12 protein-coding genes are annotated in these 16,974 nt (G+C 63.7%); 6 read left to right on the forward strand and 6 right to left on the reverse strand.

The window, feature by feature from the left end:
• The first annotated feature begins 16 nt into the window (after window positions 1–16).
• Window positions 17–2,572 (forward strand): glycosyltransferase family 2 protein, encoded by a 2,556-nt coding sequence (locus tag BRSPCE3_RS04095; RefSeq protein WP_244064376.1) that lies wholly within the window; start codon window positions 17–19, stop codon window positions 2,570–2,572.
• Here the strand turns inward: BRSPCE3_RS04095 and BRSPCE3_RS04100 are convergent.
• Window positions 2,513–4,861: a glycosyltransferase family 2 protein gene (locus tag BRSPCE3_RS04100; protein ID WP_244064377.1), complete on the reverse strand. Its 2,349-nt coding sequence runs from the start codon at window positions 4,859–4,861 to the stop codon at window positions 2,513–2,515. The genes BRSPCE3_RS04095 and BRSPCE3_RS04100 overlap by 60 nt on opposite strands.
• 227 nt (window positions 4,862–5,088) lie before the next feature.
• Between BRSPCE3_RS04100 and BRSPCE3_RS04105 the strand changes: the two genes are divergently transcribed.
• Window positions 5,089–6,396: a UDP-glucose/GDP-mannose dehydrogenase family protein gene (locus BRSPCE3_RS04105; protein ID WP_244064378.1), complete on the forward strand. Its 1,308-nt coding sequence runs from the start codon at window positions 5,089–5,091 to the stop codon at window positions 6,394–6,396.
• Window positions 6,397–6,530: 134 nt separating this feature from the next.
• Here the strand turns inward: BRSPCE3_RS04105 and rfbD are convergent, their stop codons facing one another.
• Together rfbD and rfbC are read right to left on the reverse strand one after the other, a co-directional pair.
• The gene (gene rfbD, locus BRSPCE3_RS04110; RefSeq protein WP_244064380.1) at window positions 6,531–7,442 is read right to left on the reverse strand and encodes a dTDP-4-dehydrorhamnose reductase; all 912 of its coding nucleotides are present in this window, start codon (window positions 7,440–7,442) and stop codon (window positions 6,531–6,533) included.
• Entirely contained in the window at window positions 7,442–7,996 is a 555-nt protein-coding gene (gene rfbC, locus BRSPCE3_RS04115) for a dTDP-4-dehydrorhamnose 3,5-epimerase (RefSeq protein WP_244064381.1), read from the reverse strand. Before rfbC ends, rfbD begins: the two co-directional genes overlap by 1 nt.
• Before the next feature lie 109 nt (window positions 7,997–8,105).
• Between rfbC and rfbA the strand changes: the two genes are divergently transcribed.
• Genes rfbA through BRSPCE3_RS04130 form a run of 3 tightly spaced genes read left to right on the forward strand, consistent with a single transcriptional unit; the run spans window position 8,106 to window position 10,808 of the window.
• Window positions 8,106–9,017 carry a glucose-1-phosphate thymidylyltransferase RfbA gene (gene rfbA, locus BRSPCE3_RS04120; RefSeq protein WP_244064382.1) on the forward strand — a complete coding sequence of 304 codons (912 nt, stop codon included), beginning with the start codon at window positions 8,106–8,108 and terminating at the stop codon, window positions 9,015–9,017.
• The gene (rfbB, locus tag BRSPCE3_RS04125) at window positions 9,007–10,074 is read left to right on the forward strand and encodes a dTDP-glucose 4,6-dehydratase (protein ID WP_244064383.1); all 1,068 of its coding nucleotides are present in this window, start codon (window positions 9,007–9,009) and stop codon (window positions 10,072–10,074) included. The genes rfbA and rfbB overlap by 11 nt, the downstream gene beginning before the upstream one ends.
• A 26-nt stretch (window positions 10,075–10,100) precedes the next feature.
• The gene (locus tag BRSPCE3_RS04130; RefSeq protein ID WP_244064384.1) at window positions 10,101–10,808 is read left to right on the forward strand and encodes a hypothetical protein; all 708 of its coding nucleotides are present in this window, start codon (window positions 10,101–10,103) and stop codon (window positions 10,806–10,808) included.
• A gap of 147 nt (window positions 10,809–10,955) precedes the next feature.
• On the opposite strand, the gene BRSPCE3_RS04135 is transcribed toward BRSPCE3_RS04130, so the two are convergent.
• Window positions 10,956–12,200, reverse strand: a complete 1,245-nt coding sequence (locus BRSPCE3_RS04135; protein ID WP_244064953.1) for a glycosyltransferase family 92 protein — start codon at window positions 12,198–12,200, stop codon at window positions 10,956–10,958.
• A 181-nt stretch (window positions 12,201–12,381) separates the two neighbouring features.
• Between BRSPCE3_RS04135 and BRSPCE3_RS04140 the strand changes: the two genes are divergently transcribed.
• Entirely contained in the window at window positions 12,382–13,623 is a 1,242-nt protein-coding gene (locus tag BRSPCE3_RS04140; protein ID WP_244064385.1) for a hypothetical protein, read from the forward strand.
• A gap of 59 nt (window positions 13,624–13,682) precedes the next feature.
• Here the strand turns inward: BRSPCE3_RS04140 and BRSPCE3_RS04145 are convergent, their stop codons facing one another.
• Entirely contained in the window at window positions 13,683–14,606 is a 924-nt protein-coding gene (locus BRSPCE3_RS04145) for a glycosyltransferase family 2 protein (protein ID WP_244064386.1), read from the reverse strand.
• 8 nt (window positions 14,607–14,614) lie between these two features.
• Window positions 14,615–16,819 (reverse strand): glycoside hydrolase family 99-like domain-containing protein, encoded by a 2,205-nt coding sequence (locus BRSPCE3_RS04150; RefSeq protein ID WP_244064387.1) that lies wholly within the window; start codon window positions 16,817–16,819, stop codon window positions 14,615–14,617.
• Between the last annotated feature and the right edge of the window lie 155 nt (window positions 16,820–16,974).

Raw genomic sequence — 16,974 nt, forward strand, 5'->3', positions numbered from 1 at the left:
CAGACAAGGGCGACATTTGACCGCCGACGCGCGCAGGATCGCCTTTACGTCCAAGACGCTGCACCATGTCGATCTCGAGCGGGCCGCGGTCGCGGCGCTCGAGGCGCGGGATTTCCGGCGCGCGTTCGCGCTCGCCGATCGCCGCTGCCGGATCCTGCCGCATCCGGGCGCGCGCGCCCACCTGCTGCGCGCAGAAGCCCTGTTTCATCTCGATCTCAGCGATGCAGCCGTCGCCAGCGTGGCCAGGGCGATCGAACTCGAACCGGACGATCTGGTCGCGGCACGACGGATGATGGCGTGGGGCGACGGCTTCCGGCAGATTGAAGCGGCACGAAGCGTCGCGCGACGCGACGACGATGCGGATTCGGTCAAAAGCGCATTGCTGCTGCTCGAACAGAGCGGCCAGGACTGTTGCGCCCGCATCGACTTCCTCGACGAAGAGGTGAAGGGCTGGGTGACGTGGCGAGGGACCGATGACCCGTACCTGTCACTGGCGCAGGCCGATCAATCCAGCACCATCCAGCTTCCATCCGATCCCCGGCACAGATTCGCGCTGGATGGGCGGCGCGCCGCGAGCTTCCGCCTGATCCGGCCGGCGTCTGCGACCTCGCAGCGCCTCGAGATCACGCAGACGGACCGGGTCATCGCCAGCATTCAGCTCCCGGCCAACCGCGTTCCGGATCACCGCAACACGCCACGGCGCCCGGCGCGCACGCACGACGGCGGAACGCTCCCGCTCACCATCATCATCCCGGTCTATCGGGATCTGGCCGCAACGCGCGACTGCATCGAGAGCGCATTGACCGCCGTCACCTGCACCCCGGGCGCGACCATCATCGTCGTGGACGATGCGTCGCCCGAGCGCGACATCAAGCGCCTGCTCGGCGAGCTCGCGGCGGCGGCGCGCATCCGGCTCCTGACCAACGAACACAATCTCGGCTTTGTCGGCGCGGTCAACCGGGCACTCGGCGAGACCGAGGCCGGCGACATCGTGCTGCTGAATTCCGACACGATCGTACCGAAGCACGCGCTGCAACGCCTGCGCAGCGCCGTGCAATCGACGCCGCGCGTGGGCACGGCGACGCCGCTGTCGAACAACGGCGAATACACCAGCTTCCCGGTGCCGAACCGCTCCAATCCCCTGCCCTCGCCCGGCGAACTGGAGTTGCTGGACGAACTTGCGGGCAGCGCCAATGCCGGGATCGCCATCGACATCCCCAACGGCATCGGGTTCTGCCTCTACATCACCCGCGAATGTCTCGACGCCGTGCGGGAGCTTTCCGACGATTTCTATCGCGGCTATCTCGAGGATGTCGATTTCTGCCTGCGCGCCGCCGAGGCCGGCTTCCGCAACGTCTGCATCCCCTCGGTGTTTGTCGGACACGAGGGCTCGCGCTCGTTTCTCGGCGAGAAGCGCTCGCTGGTGCTGCGCAATCTCCGCGTTCTCGAGCATCGCTACCGGCGCTATGCGACGGAGTGCGCCGCGTTCCTGCTGGCCGATCCGCTGCGGGATTGCCGTGCGGCGCTCGAGCTCAGGCTGCTCGCCAGCGAGCCGCGCGCGGCCGGCCCGCACATCATCCTCTGCGGCTCCTCGATCGGCCGGGAGATTGCCATCCGGCGCTGCGGGCAGCTCGCAGCGGACGGTCAGCGCGGCCTCGTCGTGCAGATCCGCGCGGAGGGACAACGCCAGCAGGCTGCCATCTTCGATCCGGACGGCGCAGCTCCGCAGTCGATCGCGCTCGACGTTGCGACGCCGGAGGGGCGCGAGGCTCTCGTGACGCTGCTCGCCGATCTCGGAATTCGATCACTCGAGATTACGGAGCCGAACCGCATCCCCGGCGCATGTCTGGCGCAGCTCACGCAGCGTTTCGCCTACGACCTGCTGATCACCGACACCGCGCTTGCGGCGCGCGCTTCGGCCGGATCGGGCGCTGATCCGGACTGGATCAGCCTGATCGCCGGGGCGGCACGCGTGACCGCGATCGGCGAAGACGGCGCCGCGTTTTCGGAAGCGGCTCTCGGCCTGCAGGTGACCAGGCTGGGCGATCCACCCGCACCACGCGCGCTGCATCGCGCCGAGAACGGCCCGCCGCGCCTCGGCCTGCTTGCCCTGCACGCCGGCGCGGCGGAATTTCGTTTCATCAGGGCGCTGAGCGATCAGATGGCCGACGCCGACGACGGCCTCGAGATCGTCGTGCTCGGCACCACGCTCGACGATCTCAAGCTGATGCAGCGGCCGAACGTCATGATCAGCGGCGACATCGCCGCCGACGACATGGCCACGCTGATCGAAGCGCACGGCCTCACCAAGCTGGTTCTCGACATCGGCGAACCGGCGTTTGGGCATCCGCTGGTGGACGCGCTGCTGGCAACCGGCCTGCCGGTCGCTGCGACGCAGTGGAGCCCGACAGCACCGGCACGCAGCCGCACCAGCGACCTGAGGCTTCAGCCGGGCCTTGATGCCGATGCAATGATCGCAGCGATCCTTGGCTGGGTGGCCGATGATGCAGTGCTACATCCCGATCGGCGGAGCGGTCGGCACCGGCGGCAGGTTGGCGCGCGGCTTCCATGAGCGCGGCGGCCATGCCAGCGAGGAGAACGGCGTCGAGTCCAGGCCCAACAGCGGGCTGTAATAGGGATCGTCGAGCAGCACCTCTCCCCATTTCGCCCGCAGCATCGACAGCTCGCGCTTGAAGCGCGCCTTGCGATCCGGCTCGGAATCGCGGCCCCGGCTTGCCGACTCCAGATGAACGAGTTTCGCGTCCGGCGTGAAGACGATGCGCTTGCCGAGCTGGCGCAGCTTCAGGCACAGGTCGATATCGTTGAAACTGATCGGAAAGCGGATTTCGTCCATGCGGCCGACGGCCAGGAAGTCGCACTTGCGCATCAAGAGGCACGCGGCCGTGACCGCCGAACATTCGTGCGCGACCTGGAGCAGATCGCCGTAGCCGGGATCGCCGTCCATCCGGTCGTTGAAGGCGTGCGCAGCCGAGAAATTCGCCCCCAGCACCACCCCGCCATGCTGCACGACGCTGCTCGGCCACAGCAGCTTGGCGCCGACGGCGCCGACATCGGGAGCGGCGAGCCGCCACAGCATTTCAGCCAGCCAGCTGTCGTCGAGCGCCGCGACGTCGTTGTTGAGAAAGCAGATGTTGTCGGTGTCGACGCAATCGACGGCGGCATTGTTGATGAATGCGAAGTTGAAAGGACCCTCGACCGAGATGACGTCGATTTCCTCCGCGGACAGGCTCTCCAGATAGTTCAGCGCTTCGGGCTCGGTCGAATTGTTGTCGACGACGAGGATCCGGGCATTGGTCTCGTTCGCGGCCGGCGTGACCGTCTCGATGCATCGCTTGAGCAGCTCGGCGCGATTTCTGGTCGGGATGATGATGGTGGTGCGCTCGTTCCAGTCGACGGTGCGCTTGACCTGCACGGCCGGAAGAAGCCCTGCCTTTCGCGGCTCGACACTCGCCTCGGCACCGGCTCTGGCAAACCAGGCCTTGCTCGCCGCGGCCAGTTCGGCGGTTGCGGCCGAGGCATCGATCCGCGGCAATGCCGCAACCGATCCCGGAAGGTGATAGGTTCGATCAGGGTCCGCACAGGACAGGAAGATGTCGTAGAGCGACGTCGCCGACCGCAAAGCCTGCAGGGCACGTTCCCGGCGCACCGCAAAACAATACGCCCCATAACCCTGCTCGAGCGCGCGTTCGAGATCGAATGCCGAGAACGCCAGCGGCCAGACGGCGCCGCCGCCTGCCGAGACCTCGACGTCGCCATAGACGAGATCGCAGCCGGCCTCCGATGCGAAGACATCGGCGAAGCGCCGCAACGCGTCTTCGGCGAGGATCGTCCCGCTCAGGCAGAAAACGAAGAACGCGCTATTGGCGGCATCGCCGTCGACAAACTCGCGCGCCGCTTGCGGTTCGAACTGGCTGAACCCGCGCGCCGGCAGGCACACCGCCGACCAGGCCGCGTGCGATTGGGCTTCGAGGCTTTCGATGCTTTCGTCCACCCTTGCATCGCCGATCAGGACGACCGCGGCTTCCGATGCAATGTCGGCATGCTCCGACTCCGGGGTCGGCGGGAAACGCTCCTTCCAGCTGCGATAGGCGTGCAATGGCATCGTGGCCGGCAGCACCCTGTCGAACAGCTGTCCGCGAAGCCGCTCGCTGTCCCAGCGCCCGAGATCGGCGAGCGTCTGCTCCAGTCCGCGATCGAAAGCGACGAACGCGATCGGCTCCGAGACCAGGTAGCGTCCCGAAATCGTGCGCGCGGAAAGTCCGCGCATCCGGCCGTCGGCAAAATGCTCGGGCAGATGAAAATCGATCCGGCGGCCGACGCCGAACTCGGCACCGCGCGCGACATTGGTCCATCCGGTCGGCCGCACGGTCATCACCGGCCGTTGCGCGATCAGGATTTCGATGTCTTCGTCGATGTCCTTGGAAAGCCAGCCCTCGAAGCGCAAGCCCCCGACCCATTCGATATCGCCGATGCGGTGCCACCGCGCCTGCGCTGCTGCGACATCGCAGCGAATCGGAGCACCGACCGGGCTTCCGATATTGGCCAGCCGCGCCTCGACGATTGTGGCGTTCGAGCCGACCTCGTCCTGCACGTTGAAGGTAAAGCCAAATCGACCGTCGCCGATCCCGGCGTCGGCGAGCTCTGTTACAAACTCGTCACACAATGATGACATGTATGGCTCGCCGTCGACCAGCAGTTCGACGGTGTAGCGGCGACCGAGATCGGCGCGGTCGTAAACAAATCCAGAAAACGTGGTGCGATCGTATCTGGAGAATTGCGTTTGTAGCGACGCGTATTCAGCTTCCGGGGACCGCTGCTTGCCCATCGTCATCGTGCTCATGTCCACCCCTCGAACGGCGGTTCGATTGTCAGTCGATTTCAAGTTGAGAATGTGTCCATGGTGCGCCCGAGGTGACTAGCGAGCACTCACCTGCACTGAGGCAATCACCGTTTGCACAAAAAGCCGCCGACCTCCAACACAAACCATACGTTATAAAACTTGGCGTTATCGGCACCAATTGTGCTAGTGCTAACGCCTCCTCTCCACACTGATCGACGAGCGGATTCATGAAGATTGCAATGGTTGGAACGGGATATGTAGGTCTCGTGTCCGGAGCGTGTTTTGCCGACTTCGGCCATCAGGTCGTTTGCGTCGACAAGGACGCCGGCAAGATCGAAGCCCTGAAGCGCGGCAAGATCCCGATCTACGAAACTGACCTCGATAAGCTCGTCGAGACCAACGCCGCCGCCGGACGCCTGACCTTCACGACCGAGCTCGCGCCGGCCGTCGCGGATGCCGACGCGGTGTTCATCGCGGTGGGAACTCCCTCGCGGCGCGGCGACGGCCATGCCGACCTGAGCTACGTCTATGCAGCCGCCAAGGAGATCGGCGCGGCGATCAAGAAATTCACCGTGGTGGTGACGAAGTCGACCGTGCCGGTCGGCACCGGCGACGAGGTCGAACGCCTGATCCGCGAGACCAGTCCGGACGCCGATTTCGCCGTGGCCTCGAACCCTGAATTCCTGCGCGAAGGCGCCGCGATCCAGGATTTCCGCCATCCCGACCGCATCGTCGTCGGCACCGAGGACGACCGCGCCAAGCGGGTGATGGGCGAAGTCTATCGCCCGCTCTATCTGAACCAGGCGCCGATCCTCTATACTGCGCGACGCACGGCGGAATTGATCAAATACGCCGCAAATGCCTTCCTCGCCACCAAGATCACCTTCATCAACGAGATCGCCGATCTCTCCGAGAAGGTCGGGGCCAACGTGCAGGAAGTTGCGCGCGGCATCGGGCTCGACAACCGGATCGGCACCAAGTTCCTGCATGCCGGCGCGGGCTATGGCGGCTCGTGCTTCCCGAAGGATACCCGTGCGCTGTTCAAGACCGCGCTCGATCACGACGTGCAGCTGAAGATCGTCGAGGCGACGTTGACCGCGAACGACAACCGCAAGCGGGCGATGGCGCGCAAGGTCGCCAACGTGCTCGGCGGCGAGCTGCGCGGCAAGACGATCGGCGTGCTCGGCCTGACCTTCAAGCCCGATACCGACGACATGCGCGAGGCGCCCTCGATCCCGCTGATCAACGGCCTGAGCGACTTCGGCGCCAAGGTTCGGGCCTACGATCCCATCGGCATGGAGCAGGCCCGCAAGGAATTGCCCGAGATCGAGTACTGCAAGGACGCCTATGAATGCGCGCGCCAGGCGGATGCGCTGGTCATCGTGACCGAGTGGCGCCAGTTCCGCGCGCTCGACCTCAAGCGCATCAAGCAGGAGATGAAGCATCCTGTCGTCGTCGATCTGCGCAACATCTACCGTCCGGACGAGATGGCCGCGCACGGCTTCACCTACGAGAGCATCGGCCGGCCGCGTTGAGCGGCCGCACCTGACCGGCGACGACAGCCGCCGTTCAGCTCGATCTTCCGCCCGATCCTGGAGCCTCGTTCCGATCAAATCGAAACGAGGCTCTCATTTTTTGAGGCGTTGTCTTTACGCGAACATCTCTTGCTCTAGGCGGCCGCCGGCGTGCCGAGCTGGACGTACGCATCCAGCTCGTGCGCCAGCGCTTCCTGCCAGGTCGGCATCGCAACACCGAACTGCGCCTTCAGCCGCGACAGATCGAGCCGCGAATTGCCGGGACGCACCGCCTTGGTCGGGAAATCGGCGGTGGCGATCGGAACGATGTTCTCGACCGCCAGCGTGACGCCACGCGAGCGCAGCCCGCCGACAATCGCCGTGGCGAAGCCGTGCCAGCTGGTTTCGCCGGCACAGACGAGATTGACGACCCCGCCCCTGCGCGCGAGCTGGTCGTGCAGCGTGGTGAGGTTGGGCAGAACGATGCCCGCGACCGCGCTGGCGATCGCCTGCGCCGTGGTCGGCGCACCGATCTGATCGGCGACGATGCGCAGCTCCTTCCGCTCGCCGGCGAGCCGCGCGATGGTGCGCAGGAAATTGGTGCCCTTGGCCGCATAGACCCATGAGGTGCGCACGATCAGATGCGCCCCGCCCGCCGCCTGGATCGCAAGATCACCGGCAAGCTTGCTGGCGCCGTAGGCCGACAACGGTTCGGTCGGGCTGTCCTCGCGCCACAGCCGGTCGCCCGAGCCATTGAAGACGTAGTCGGTGGAGAAATGCACCAGCGGCACGCGGTTCGCAGCCGCCCATTTGGCGATCGCTTCCGGTCCCTTCGCGTTGACCAGGAACGCCAGCTCGCGCTCGTCCTCGGCGCGATCGACCGCGGTATAGGCCGCCGGATTGATGATCAGATCGGGCTTCAGGCTTTCGAGCTGGCCCGTCAGCAGTTCCGGCTTCGACAGATCGAACTCCGCCGTGGGCGGCGCGATGATGGTGCCGTGGCTTTCCAGCAGCGGCTTCAGCGCACTGCCGACCTGGCCGCGTGTACCCGTTAACAGGATCCGCATCAGATTTGTCCATAGGTCGGAAGATTGCGGGCGTCGGCGAGCAGCGGCGCGTCCGCGTCCTTGCCCGACAGCTGCGGCTTATCGACCCCCCATTTGATCCCGATCGCAGGATCATTCCACCGGATCGAGAGCTCGTCCTTGGGGCTGTAGAAGTCGTCGCATTTGTAGAAGAAGTCGGCGGTCTCGGAGAGCACCACGAAGCCGTGGGCGAAGCCGCGCGGCACCCACAATTGCCGGCGATTGTCCTCGCTCAATTCGACCGCGACATGCTTGCCGAAATTCGGGCTGCCGACGCGCACGTCGACGGCGACGTCCAGCACCTTGCCGCGCAGCACGGTCACGAGCTTGCCCTGGGTGAGCGGGTTCTGCAGATGCAGCCCGCGCAGCACGCCATAGGCCGAGCGGGACATGTTGTCCTGCACGAACGGGCGCGCGATGCCGTGCTCGACATAACGGGGCGACTGGTAGGTCTCGAGGAAGAAGCCGCGCTGGTCGCCGAACAGCTTCGGCTCGACGATCAGGACTTCAGGGAGCTCGGTCTTGATGACGTTCATCTAACATTTGTTCCAGTTTGAGGCGCCCGAAATGTTAATTTCCCTCTCATAACAAACTTGTGCAGCGCACGCTATATGTTATGTTCTGATAGTCAAATTGTGAGGGACCATGAAAGGCATTATCCTTGCCGGTGGCACCGGCTCGCGTCTCTATCCCGTGACCACTGTCGTCTCCAAGCAGCTGCTGCCCGTCTTCGACAAGCCGATGATCTATTATCCGCTGTCGACGCTGATGCTCGGCGGAATCCGCGATATCCTGATCATCTCCACGCCGCAGGACAAGCCGCTGTTCCAGCGCCTGCTCGGCGACGGCCACGAGATCGGCATCAGGTTCTCCTACGCCACGCAGGAGACCCCGCGCGGTCTCGCCGACGCCTTCATCGTCGGACGCGACTTCATCGGCGATGACTCCGTCGCCCTTGTGTTAGGTGATAACATTTTCTACGGCCACGGCCTGCCGAGCATGCTGTCGTCCGCCTCGGTCCGCAAGAAGGGCGCCACCGTGTTCGGCTACGTCGTCAACGCGCCGGAGCAATATGGTGTGGTGGAGCTGGACGGCACCGGCCGGGCGCTGTCGATCGAGGAGAAGCCGAAGCGGCCGAAGTCCAACGTCGCCGTCACCGGCCTCTATTTCTACGACAATGACGTGGTCGAGATCGCGGCCGGCATCAGGCCGTCGCCGCGCGGCGAGATCGAGATCACCGACGTCAACAAGGCCTATCTCGAGCGCGGCGACCTCTATGTCGAGGTGCTCGGCCGCGGCTTTGCCTGGCTCGACACCGGCACGCACTCGTCGCTGGTCGAGGCCAGCCACTTCGTCCAGATCCTGGAGCAGCGCCAAGGCCTGCGCATCGCCTGCCCCGAGGAAATCGCGCTGCGCCAGGGCTATATCTCGCTCGAAGCCTTCGCGAAGGTGGCGCAGAAGACCGCCAAGAGCAGCTACGGCGAGTATCTGCTGTCGGTCTACCGCTCGTTCCAGGGCCAGCCGCGCACGGCGGAGGTACTCAAGCATGCGGTTTAAGGGATCGACGATCTTCGTCACCGGCGGCGCCGGCTTCATCGGCTCCGCCGTGGTCCGTCACCTGCTGCGGGACACCCACGCCCGCGTCGTCAACATCGACAAGCTGACCTATGCGGCGAACCTGGCCTCGCTGCCCGGCTCGACCGAGAGCCTGAACTACACGTTCGAAAAGGCCTGCATCTGCGAGGCGCAGGTGCTGCGGCGGCTGTTCGAGAAATACCAGCCCGATGCGGTGATGAACCTTGCCGCGGAGAGCCATGTCGACCGCTCGATCGACGGTCCCGGCGAATTCATCCAGACCAACATCGTCGGCACCTTCACCATCCTGCAGGAGACGCTGCGGCACTGGCGCACGCTCTCGCCCGAGAAGCGCGACCAGTTCCGCTTCCTGCACATCTCGACCGACGAGGTGTTCGGCTCGCTCGGCGATGAAGGCCTGTTCACCGAGACCACGGCCTATGCGCCGAACTCGCCCTATTCGGCCAGCAAGGCGTCGTCGGATCATCTGGTGCGCGCCTGGCGCGAGACCTACGAGCTGCCGACCCTGGTGACCAACTGCTCCAACAATTACGGCCCCTATCACTTCCCGGAGAAGCTGATCCCGCACATGATCATCAAGGGGCTCGCCGGCGAGCCGCTGCCGGTCTATGGCGACGGCCAGAACATCCGCGACTGGCTGTTCGTCGAGGACCATGCCAAGGCGCTGACCCTGGTGCTGGAGCGCGGCAAGATCGGCGAGACCTACAATGTCGGCGGCCGCAACGAGCGCACCAACCTCCACGTCGTGCACAGCATCTGCGACCTGCTCGACGAGATCGCGCCGGCTGCGGCAGGCCCGCGGCGCCAGCTGATCAACTTCGTCGCCGACCGGCCCGGCCACGATCGCCGCTACGCGATCGACGCCACCAAGCTCGAGACCGAGCTCGGCTGGCGCGCCGAGGAGAATTTCGAGACCGGCATCGCCAAGACGGTGCGCTGGTATGTCGACGAGCAACCCTGGTGGCGCGCGATCCTGGAGCGCGGCTACAAGGTGGAGCGCGTCGGGCTGAACCAGTAGTCCGCCGATCTCTCCAAATCACGGGCGTGGATGGCCAACAGGAAGCCGACGAACGCGATGACGATCCAACCGGATCTCATCGCGGCCTGACCAGCCGCGACCGCCTTCCGACGGTGGATTGGCAGCCACCCGCCACACAGCAAATCGAGAAACCACGGGAGCCCGCCATGAAAATCGCAATGGACGGTCAGGAACTGACACTGTTCAAAAGCTTCGTGGATCTCTCGAGGCGCTATCTGGAATTCGGGTCGGGAGGCAGCACCTGGCTCGCCTGTCAGACCCGGAAGGAGTGGGTCATATCGATCGATTCCTCCGCGGAATGGCTCGCCAATGTCGGCGACGCCACGCGTGGCGCGAGCACCCAGCCGCAGCTGCTGCATGTCGACATCGGCAAGCTGCGCGAGTGGGGCTATCCGGTGGAGAAGGAGAAAGAGAGCTCCTGGCCCGCCTATCACGAACGCATCTGGGAGCGGCCGGAAAGCAAGACCGCGGATCTGTACTTCGTCGACGGCCGCTTTCGGGTAGCCTGCTTCGTGCAGTGCGTGCTTCACGCCGCACCCGGCGCCTTCATCGCAATCCACGACTTCGAGAATCGTCCGCACTACCATTCAGTGCGGACGGTGGCGCGGGAAATCGCGCGTGCCAACAACATGTCGGTCTTCCAGCGGCCGGCAGAGATCAATCGCGCCGCCGCACAGGGTCTGCTCGAGAAGTACCGGCTGGAGCCGTTGTAGCTGATCGCTGCGCAGCTCGTCGCTGCGCTTTGGAATTGCAGCGCAGCCCGTCGCTGCGCTCTCAAATCGCTTCCAGGGCCATCCACCGCTGGCCGGGCGCGACAACCGGCGCGCCCTCCTCCAGCGAAGATATCGCTATTCCACAGATCAGACCTGAACCAGTTTCTTCAGCTCCGGAAGAAACCTTTGGATCGTCGCGTCTTCCACGTCGTTGCGGTCCCGCAGCGTGAAGAACTCCATGGCGCGGATCTTTTCCGGATCGCCGTCGGCCAACGGCCGGCCGCGCTCACGCTTCTTCAGCAATTGCTGGCGTGACTTGGTGTAGTAGTGATTGATCACGAGCTTGTCCCGCTTGGGAGCGGTACAGCGCCCGCCGATCGGGAACACCGGCGTGCCGTCTTCCGCGACGTAGCACCCCAACACCAGCGATTGATGCGGATGCAAATAGGACACGATGGTGTCGGGCCGCACGATCGACTTCATGATGAAATGATCCGGGAAGTCGTCGGGCGCGCGGCGCGTGAAGGACTCGATGCACAGGCCGGCCGGCCGCGCGTCGTGACCATTCGACCCGAAGTTCAGCCAATGCACCGCGACCGCCGGCGCCGGCCCGACCTCCGCCAGGACATCCCTGATGTTGCCGGCCTTGGTCGGAAACAGGTACTCGTCGGCATCGATGAAGGCGCACCATTCCGCGCAATTGCGATAGCTGTCGATCGCGTGCGAGAAGGCCCGCATCTGGCCGAATTCCCCCGCCACGAAATGATAGGTGATCATTTCGGGCCACGGGAACGACTCGATGACGGCGCGCGTATTGTCGGTGCTGCCGTTGTCGTAGAGGTAGAAGTGGTCGACACCCACCAGCCGGTGAAAGTGCAGCCATTCCAAGAGATCGTCGCCCTCGTTCTTGATGGCGCACACGACGGCCAGGCCGTGCTTCTTGCGATCAACGCCGGCATAAAGCTTCTTCGCCTCCATCACGCGCAGGAGGCCGGCGAACTCGCGCCGCAGGTTTTCGCTTTTCGGCGCCGCGGCAAGCGCGGAAAGATAGACGTCCTGCGCCTCCTGGGCGGACCCCATGTTGAGATCCGCGATTGCAAGGCGATGCAGCACCCGCGAGTCGGATGGCATGTGCTTGACGAGGCCGAGAAGAATTGCACGCGCTCCGGCGAAATCACATGCCTGCACAAGCGCTGCCGCCTTTGCAAACTGGAATTCCTTGTAGTCGCCGAATTGCTGCTCCAACTGCTCGACTGACTGGATGAGATCGTCGGGTTTCGGATTTGCGATCCGCCCGGAAAAGAAATCTCTAAGCCTTGTCTCGATCTCACTTGCTGGAAGCGTATCGAGATTCACGCCTGAGCTGAAACTAGACAATGCTGGAATTTCCATGTCCAACCTGAGCCGCTCCCCACGAGATCAACAAGCAATTACCATTGGTTCGCACCACGAATTCCCTATTAGCGCACTTATCCTACAAGAATAAGGCTATAACGGGCAGCGCTCACATTTTAACTGTTGTAAGGTTATTTCGAGGAAAATCAATACAATAGAGACGAGGGCTCGGCGCCATTTGCATGAAACCGCCGCACCGGACGGCAACGATCGGAGACCGCCAATGAACCACAGGAACGAAGCAGCCCGTCAGCCGTTCGCGCTGACGCGACGGATGTTTTTGACCTCGTTATCCGCAAGCCTCTTGCCCGGCGCGCTCAGCTTCCTCGGTTCCGGCCATCCCGCTGCGGCCGCAGCACCTTCCAGGCCGCTCGTCGGAGCCATTCGATGGGACGCATGGTACTCGCCCGGCTCGCAGCCCACCGAAGCCATGAAGCAGTCGCTCGGTCCGCAGAAATATCGTTGGCGGGCCCCCTTCTTCGGGGCGCAAATGAACCGCGATCCCAACGCGCTTGATTTCTCGAGCTCGATCGACACCGAGATGGACAAGGAGATCGAACAGGCGGTCTTCGCCGGACTGGATTACTGGGCCTTTGCCGGCTACGGCGCCAACCATCCGATGTCGAGAGCCCTGTACGCGTTCCGAACCCGTCCGAAGGCAGCCGAACTAAAGTACTGCATGTTCACCGAGCTCGGTCGATGGGGATCGGCAGCCAAGCTGTCTGCATTGCCCCAGGAGCACATCGGTCTGATGGCGGACAAGAACTATCTGAGGGTCGAGGGCGATCGGCCGCTCTACTTCCTTGGCTTCATCAAGGGCGCGGACGTGCAGAGAAGCTGGGGCGGCGTGCAGGGCCTGCGCGCGCAACTGAGCAAGTTCAGATCCGATGCCAACGCCGCCGGTCACGGCGAGCCCTATATCGTGCTGGCAGGAGACACGAAATTCCTGAGCCAGGAGGCGACAAATCTGGGCGCCGACGCGGTCGGATCATATGCGATCACGACCGGTAACGGCCGCGGAAGCTTTGCGGACCTCGCCAAGTATGCCGAAAAAGGCTGGAACACTCTGGCCGGCAGCCAGGTGCCCGTCGTGCCCACGGTGATGACGGGATGGGACCGGCGTCCGCGCATCGAACATCCCGTGCCCTGGGAAACGTCGCAGCGTCCGGGCGACGGCATCGCCAATTTCTACACGGCGCCGACGAAGAAGGAGCTCTCGAGCCATCTCACGCAATCGATCAGCTGGGTGAACAGCCAGGCACCCGATCGCCGAGCGCCCGCGGTGCTGATCTATGCCTGGAACGAAAACGATGAGGGCGGCTGGCTGGTCCCGACCCTGCCCTGCCAGACCGATCGGCTGGAAGCGCTGCGCGAAGTTCTCAAGGCGACCGCACGGGCGGCGTCGAAAAACCTCTGCTAGTTCGCCTCGCGCTCCGTTCCGATAGGTTCGGAACGGAGCCGCCGGCTCGAGCCAGGCGATCAGCGCCAACGGATCGGCCTGGTCCGATCGTTCGATTCCACCGTCCGGTGTTCGGTATGATAGGGTGCGTAGATCTGCTTGACCCAATAATTGAAGTTCGGGTGCAGCTTCACGAAGTCATAGAATGAGTCACCGAAATTCGACGGGCTGAGACAGGTCTTGTTTTGCGGCCGCGACGTGATTGCGTTCAGGCAATACGACACCATGCAGGCCTTCGTCTCGCTCTCCGCCACCTTGCTCAGACTTCGGAAACTGTTGGTCGAGTGAAGCCGGTACAGATAGCGGTCGGCGTCGAGATAGGTCGGCTCGACCTTGGTCACGGCGCGCAGCGCGAAATCCCAGTCGTGGCAGTATTTGAGATCGGCAAGCCACCCCACCTGGCGCAGCAGTTCACGGCTGAAGACGAAGTTTCCGGTCGACGCCGCAATCTGCGAATCCAGGAATGTCCATGACAGCGGCGCCCCCGCGATCCGGGCCCGATCGATCGCATAGCGCAGCCGGGTCGGAAACTGGTAGTTGCTGATCGACTTGCCATGCTCGTCGATCGGCTCGACCGCCGAGAAGCCGAAGAACAGCCGCTCATCGCCATGCTTGTCCGCGAACAGCCGGACGCGATCCCTTGAGAAGGCATCGTCCGAGTTCAACAGGAAGATCATGTCGCCCTTGGTCAGCGACAACGCCCTGTTCCAGGTGTAGTGGGCACCGAGGTTTTGCGGGTTCTTGAGCAGCTTGCAGGAAACAAAGCGTTTCCCGAACGACTTCTTCTTGATCACGCGCTGCGCGATTTCGAAACTCTTGTCCGGCGAATGATCGTCCACGATGACGAGCTCGATGTCGGCAAAAGTCTGTTGATAGACAGTCTCGAGGCACTCCTCGAGATACTGCTCATGCTTGTAGCACGCGATGACGACACTTGCGAGCATCGGCGACCTCAACGTCTCACGATGATCGAATGGCGGGACCGCACCAGCGCGCTGGCTCCGTCGCCGACCTCCAGCACCGCGAGCTGATATTCACCATCCGGCAAATCCCTGATCGAGAACGACAGCTGGAAGCCGAAATAGCACTCCTTGCTCTCAGCCTTCATGTATTCCTTGACGTCCACGCGCTCGTGCCAATCAACGATCAGGCAGTACCCGCTGTTGATCGCGCCCTCCGGAGCAAGCGCCGACAGCACCAGGAAGCCGGTCCTTTGCCTGCTGGCCTCGAACGCGCTGCTCGCGCAGATCCAGCCCCGCACCAGGATCTCGTAGCGCGGATCGACGATCACACGTTCGCCGGTCTGCGAATTGATGTTCTCGATGACCAGCAACGAGCCTGCCGGGTTGTCGGACGCGCCCGCCGCCTCGACCGGCGCGCCGCTTCTCAGGCGCTGCACGCCCGAATGGGTGAGGCCCGACCGGTGCAGGTTCGCGAGCACCTCGACATGGGTCGAGGCCTCCTTCACCGCCCATTCGAGCTCCTGCCTGCTGAGGCAATCCAGGAGATCCGGGCTGTTGCGAATCTGCGCCGAGATCGGCTCGGCCGAAGCGACCCTGCGCACGACTTCGAGAAATGCGCGCCCATAGCGCGAATCCGGCTCGAGATGAGCCCCCTCCGCCCACTCGTTCCAGGAATTGATGAACACCAATGACTCGGAAAAGCTGTTGCCCTTGGCGCGCAAGGTCGCATCGCGAAGCCAGACCTCGAACGCCTCCGGACTGGACCTGGTAAAGATGTGGCCGCGCGGCCCCTTGCGGGGCGTGTTATCCCAACGCGGCATCACCGCGGGGAAGAACGGGAAATCGTAGGTCTTGCCGATCGACGATCGCATGGCGTCGACATAGTCGTAGACCTTTCCGGCGAAGGTCGGCGGCGCATCGACTTCGGTCGGCGGCACCTCCCGGGTCGAGACCGTGTGCGGCGGAAACTCGATGGCCGCGTCGCAATTGACGTCGCGCGGATCGAACTCTCCGAACGTCATCGCATTGCAAATGAGAAGCTCGCCGATCCCGAGCTCGCGGGCGCGCTCGCGCCAGATCTCGAACAGGCGCTGCTTGTCCGGCAACAATGACGGCCGGTAGATGACGATGACCTTTCGGCCGTCGACGGTGATGTAGCGTTCATCGAGCAGCAGGTCGGCCATGTCGTCGATGAAGCGGACATCGTCCTCCAGCGAGTGATTTTGTCCGAGCAGAAGCTCGGCATCCGAGCCGTCCCAGCGGCGGGACCAGTTCTCGTTCGCCCAGCAAACGCAGAACGGCAGATTCGGCTCGCCGTCCTCGAGCAGCAGCTGCAGCGGCTTCTCCAGCAGCCTTCGCCCCTGGAACCAATAGACGTAGTAGCAGAATCCATCGATGCCGTATTTGCGGGCGAGCTCGCCCTGCTGACGGCGCGTTTCCGGCAGCCGGACGTCATAGAACCCCAGATCGGCCGGCAACCATGGCGATTCATGGGCCGGAAACTGGGCGCGCATCCGCGCGACGTTGGTCCACTCGGTGAACCCCGGTCCCCACCACCTGTCATTTTCTTCAAATGAATGGAATTGCGGCAGGTAGAAGCAGATGTAGCGCACCTCCTTGGGGGAAGCGTCCACCAGTCCGCCGACGATCCTGTCGTTGGCGGGAAACAGCAGGTCATCGTAATCTTCAGCCGAGAAGCCCAGCGCAACGACCACCTCGTTCGGCGTAAAGTTCTCGAACAGCGGGATCTCGTAGTATTCGCCGTCGCTCAGGCTGATGCGGAGATAGACCTGCGCGTGCTTGGGATCCACAAGCGCGTTTCTCAGCGCGCGCGCCAGACGGCGGCGCACTCCCGGCGTGGACAGGTCGATACGAAATCCGGGACGTCCGATCACGCTGCGCGGACCGACGCGGGCCGGCATCGTGCGGCCGGTCCGTCCCTCTTCGACACAGTGGGAGGCGACAAAGAGCGCGATCGAAACGGTCGCAGCCGGCGACTGCGCATCGACGATCCAGCCGGAAATCCCGCGCCCGGAATACTCGAGTATCGCACCACGCAGCCGCGATCCCGACTGGAGATCGCTTACATCGGGATCCAGGAACAGGCTCTGCGGATGGTCTTCCTGCTGAACCGGACTGGCAACGGGCAACATATCCTTCGTATCCCTGACGCTCCGTTCGACCATCTTGTTCATTGCCACTCAATCTCCTGCCAACGTTTAACGCCGGCTCCAGTTTCTTTCCCGGTCACACGGAAGTCCGATCCCGAGATCACATTGCCTGACACGTTCCAGATCGTGACCTCATGGTTCTTATCGATCATCTTCACACAACCAGAGGTACAATGAGC

The organism is Bradyrhizobium sp. Ce-3, assembly GCF_022835695.1.
Lineage (GTDB): Bacteria > Pseudomonadota > Alphaproteobacteria > Rhizobiales > Xanthobacteraceae > Bradyrhizobium.

Coding starts and splice junctions, on each gene's coding strand:
- BRSPCE3_RS04100 (WP_244064377.1), bottom strand. CDS start 4,861: ATGAGCACGATGACGATGGGCAAGCAGCGGTCCCCGGAAGCTGAATAC.
- BRSPCE3_RS04105 (WP_244064378.1), top strand. CDS start 5,089: ATGAAGATTGCAATGGTTGGAACGGGATATGTAGGTCTCGTGTCCGGA.
- rfbD (WP_244064380.1), bottom strand. CDS start 7,442: ATGCGGATCCTGTTAACGGGTACACGCGGCCAGGTCGGCAGTGCGCTG.
- rfbC (WP_244064381.1), bottom strand. CDS start 7,996: ATGAACGTCATCAAGACCGAGCTCCCTGAAGTCCTGATCGTCGAGCCG.
- rfbA (WP_244064382.1), top strand. CDS start 8,106: ATGAAAGGCATTATCCTTGCCGGTGGCACCGGCTCGCGTCTCTATCCC.
- rfbB (WP_244064383.1), top strand. CDS start 9,007: ATGCGGTTTAAGGGATCGACGATCTTCGTCACCGGCGGCGCCGGCTTC.
- BRSPCE3_RS04135 (WP_244064953.1), bottom strand. CDS start 12,200: ATGGAAATTCCAGCATTGTCTAGTTTCAGCTCAGGCGTGAATCTCGAT.
- BRSPCE3_RS04145 (WP_244064386.1), bottom strand. CDS start 14,606: ATGCTCGCAAGTGTCGTCATCGCGTGCTACAAGCATGAGCAGTATCTC.
- BRSPCE3_RS04150 (WP_244064387.1), bottom strand. CDS start 16,819: ATGAACAAGATGGTCGAACGGAGCGTCAGGGATACGAAGGATATGTTG.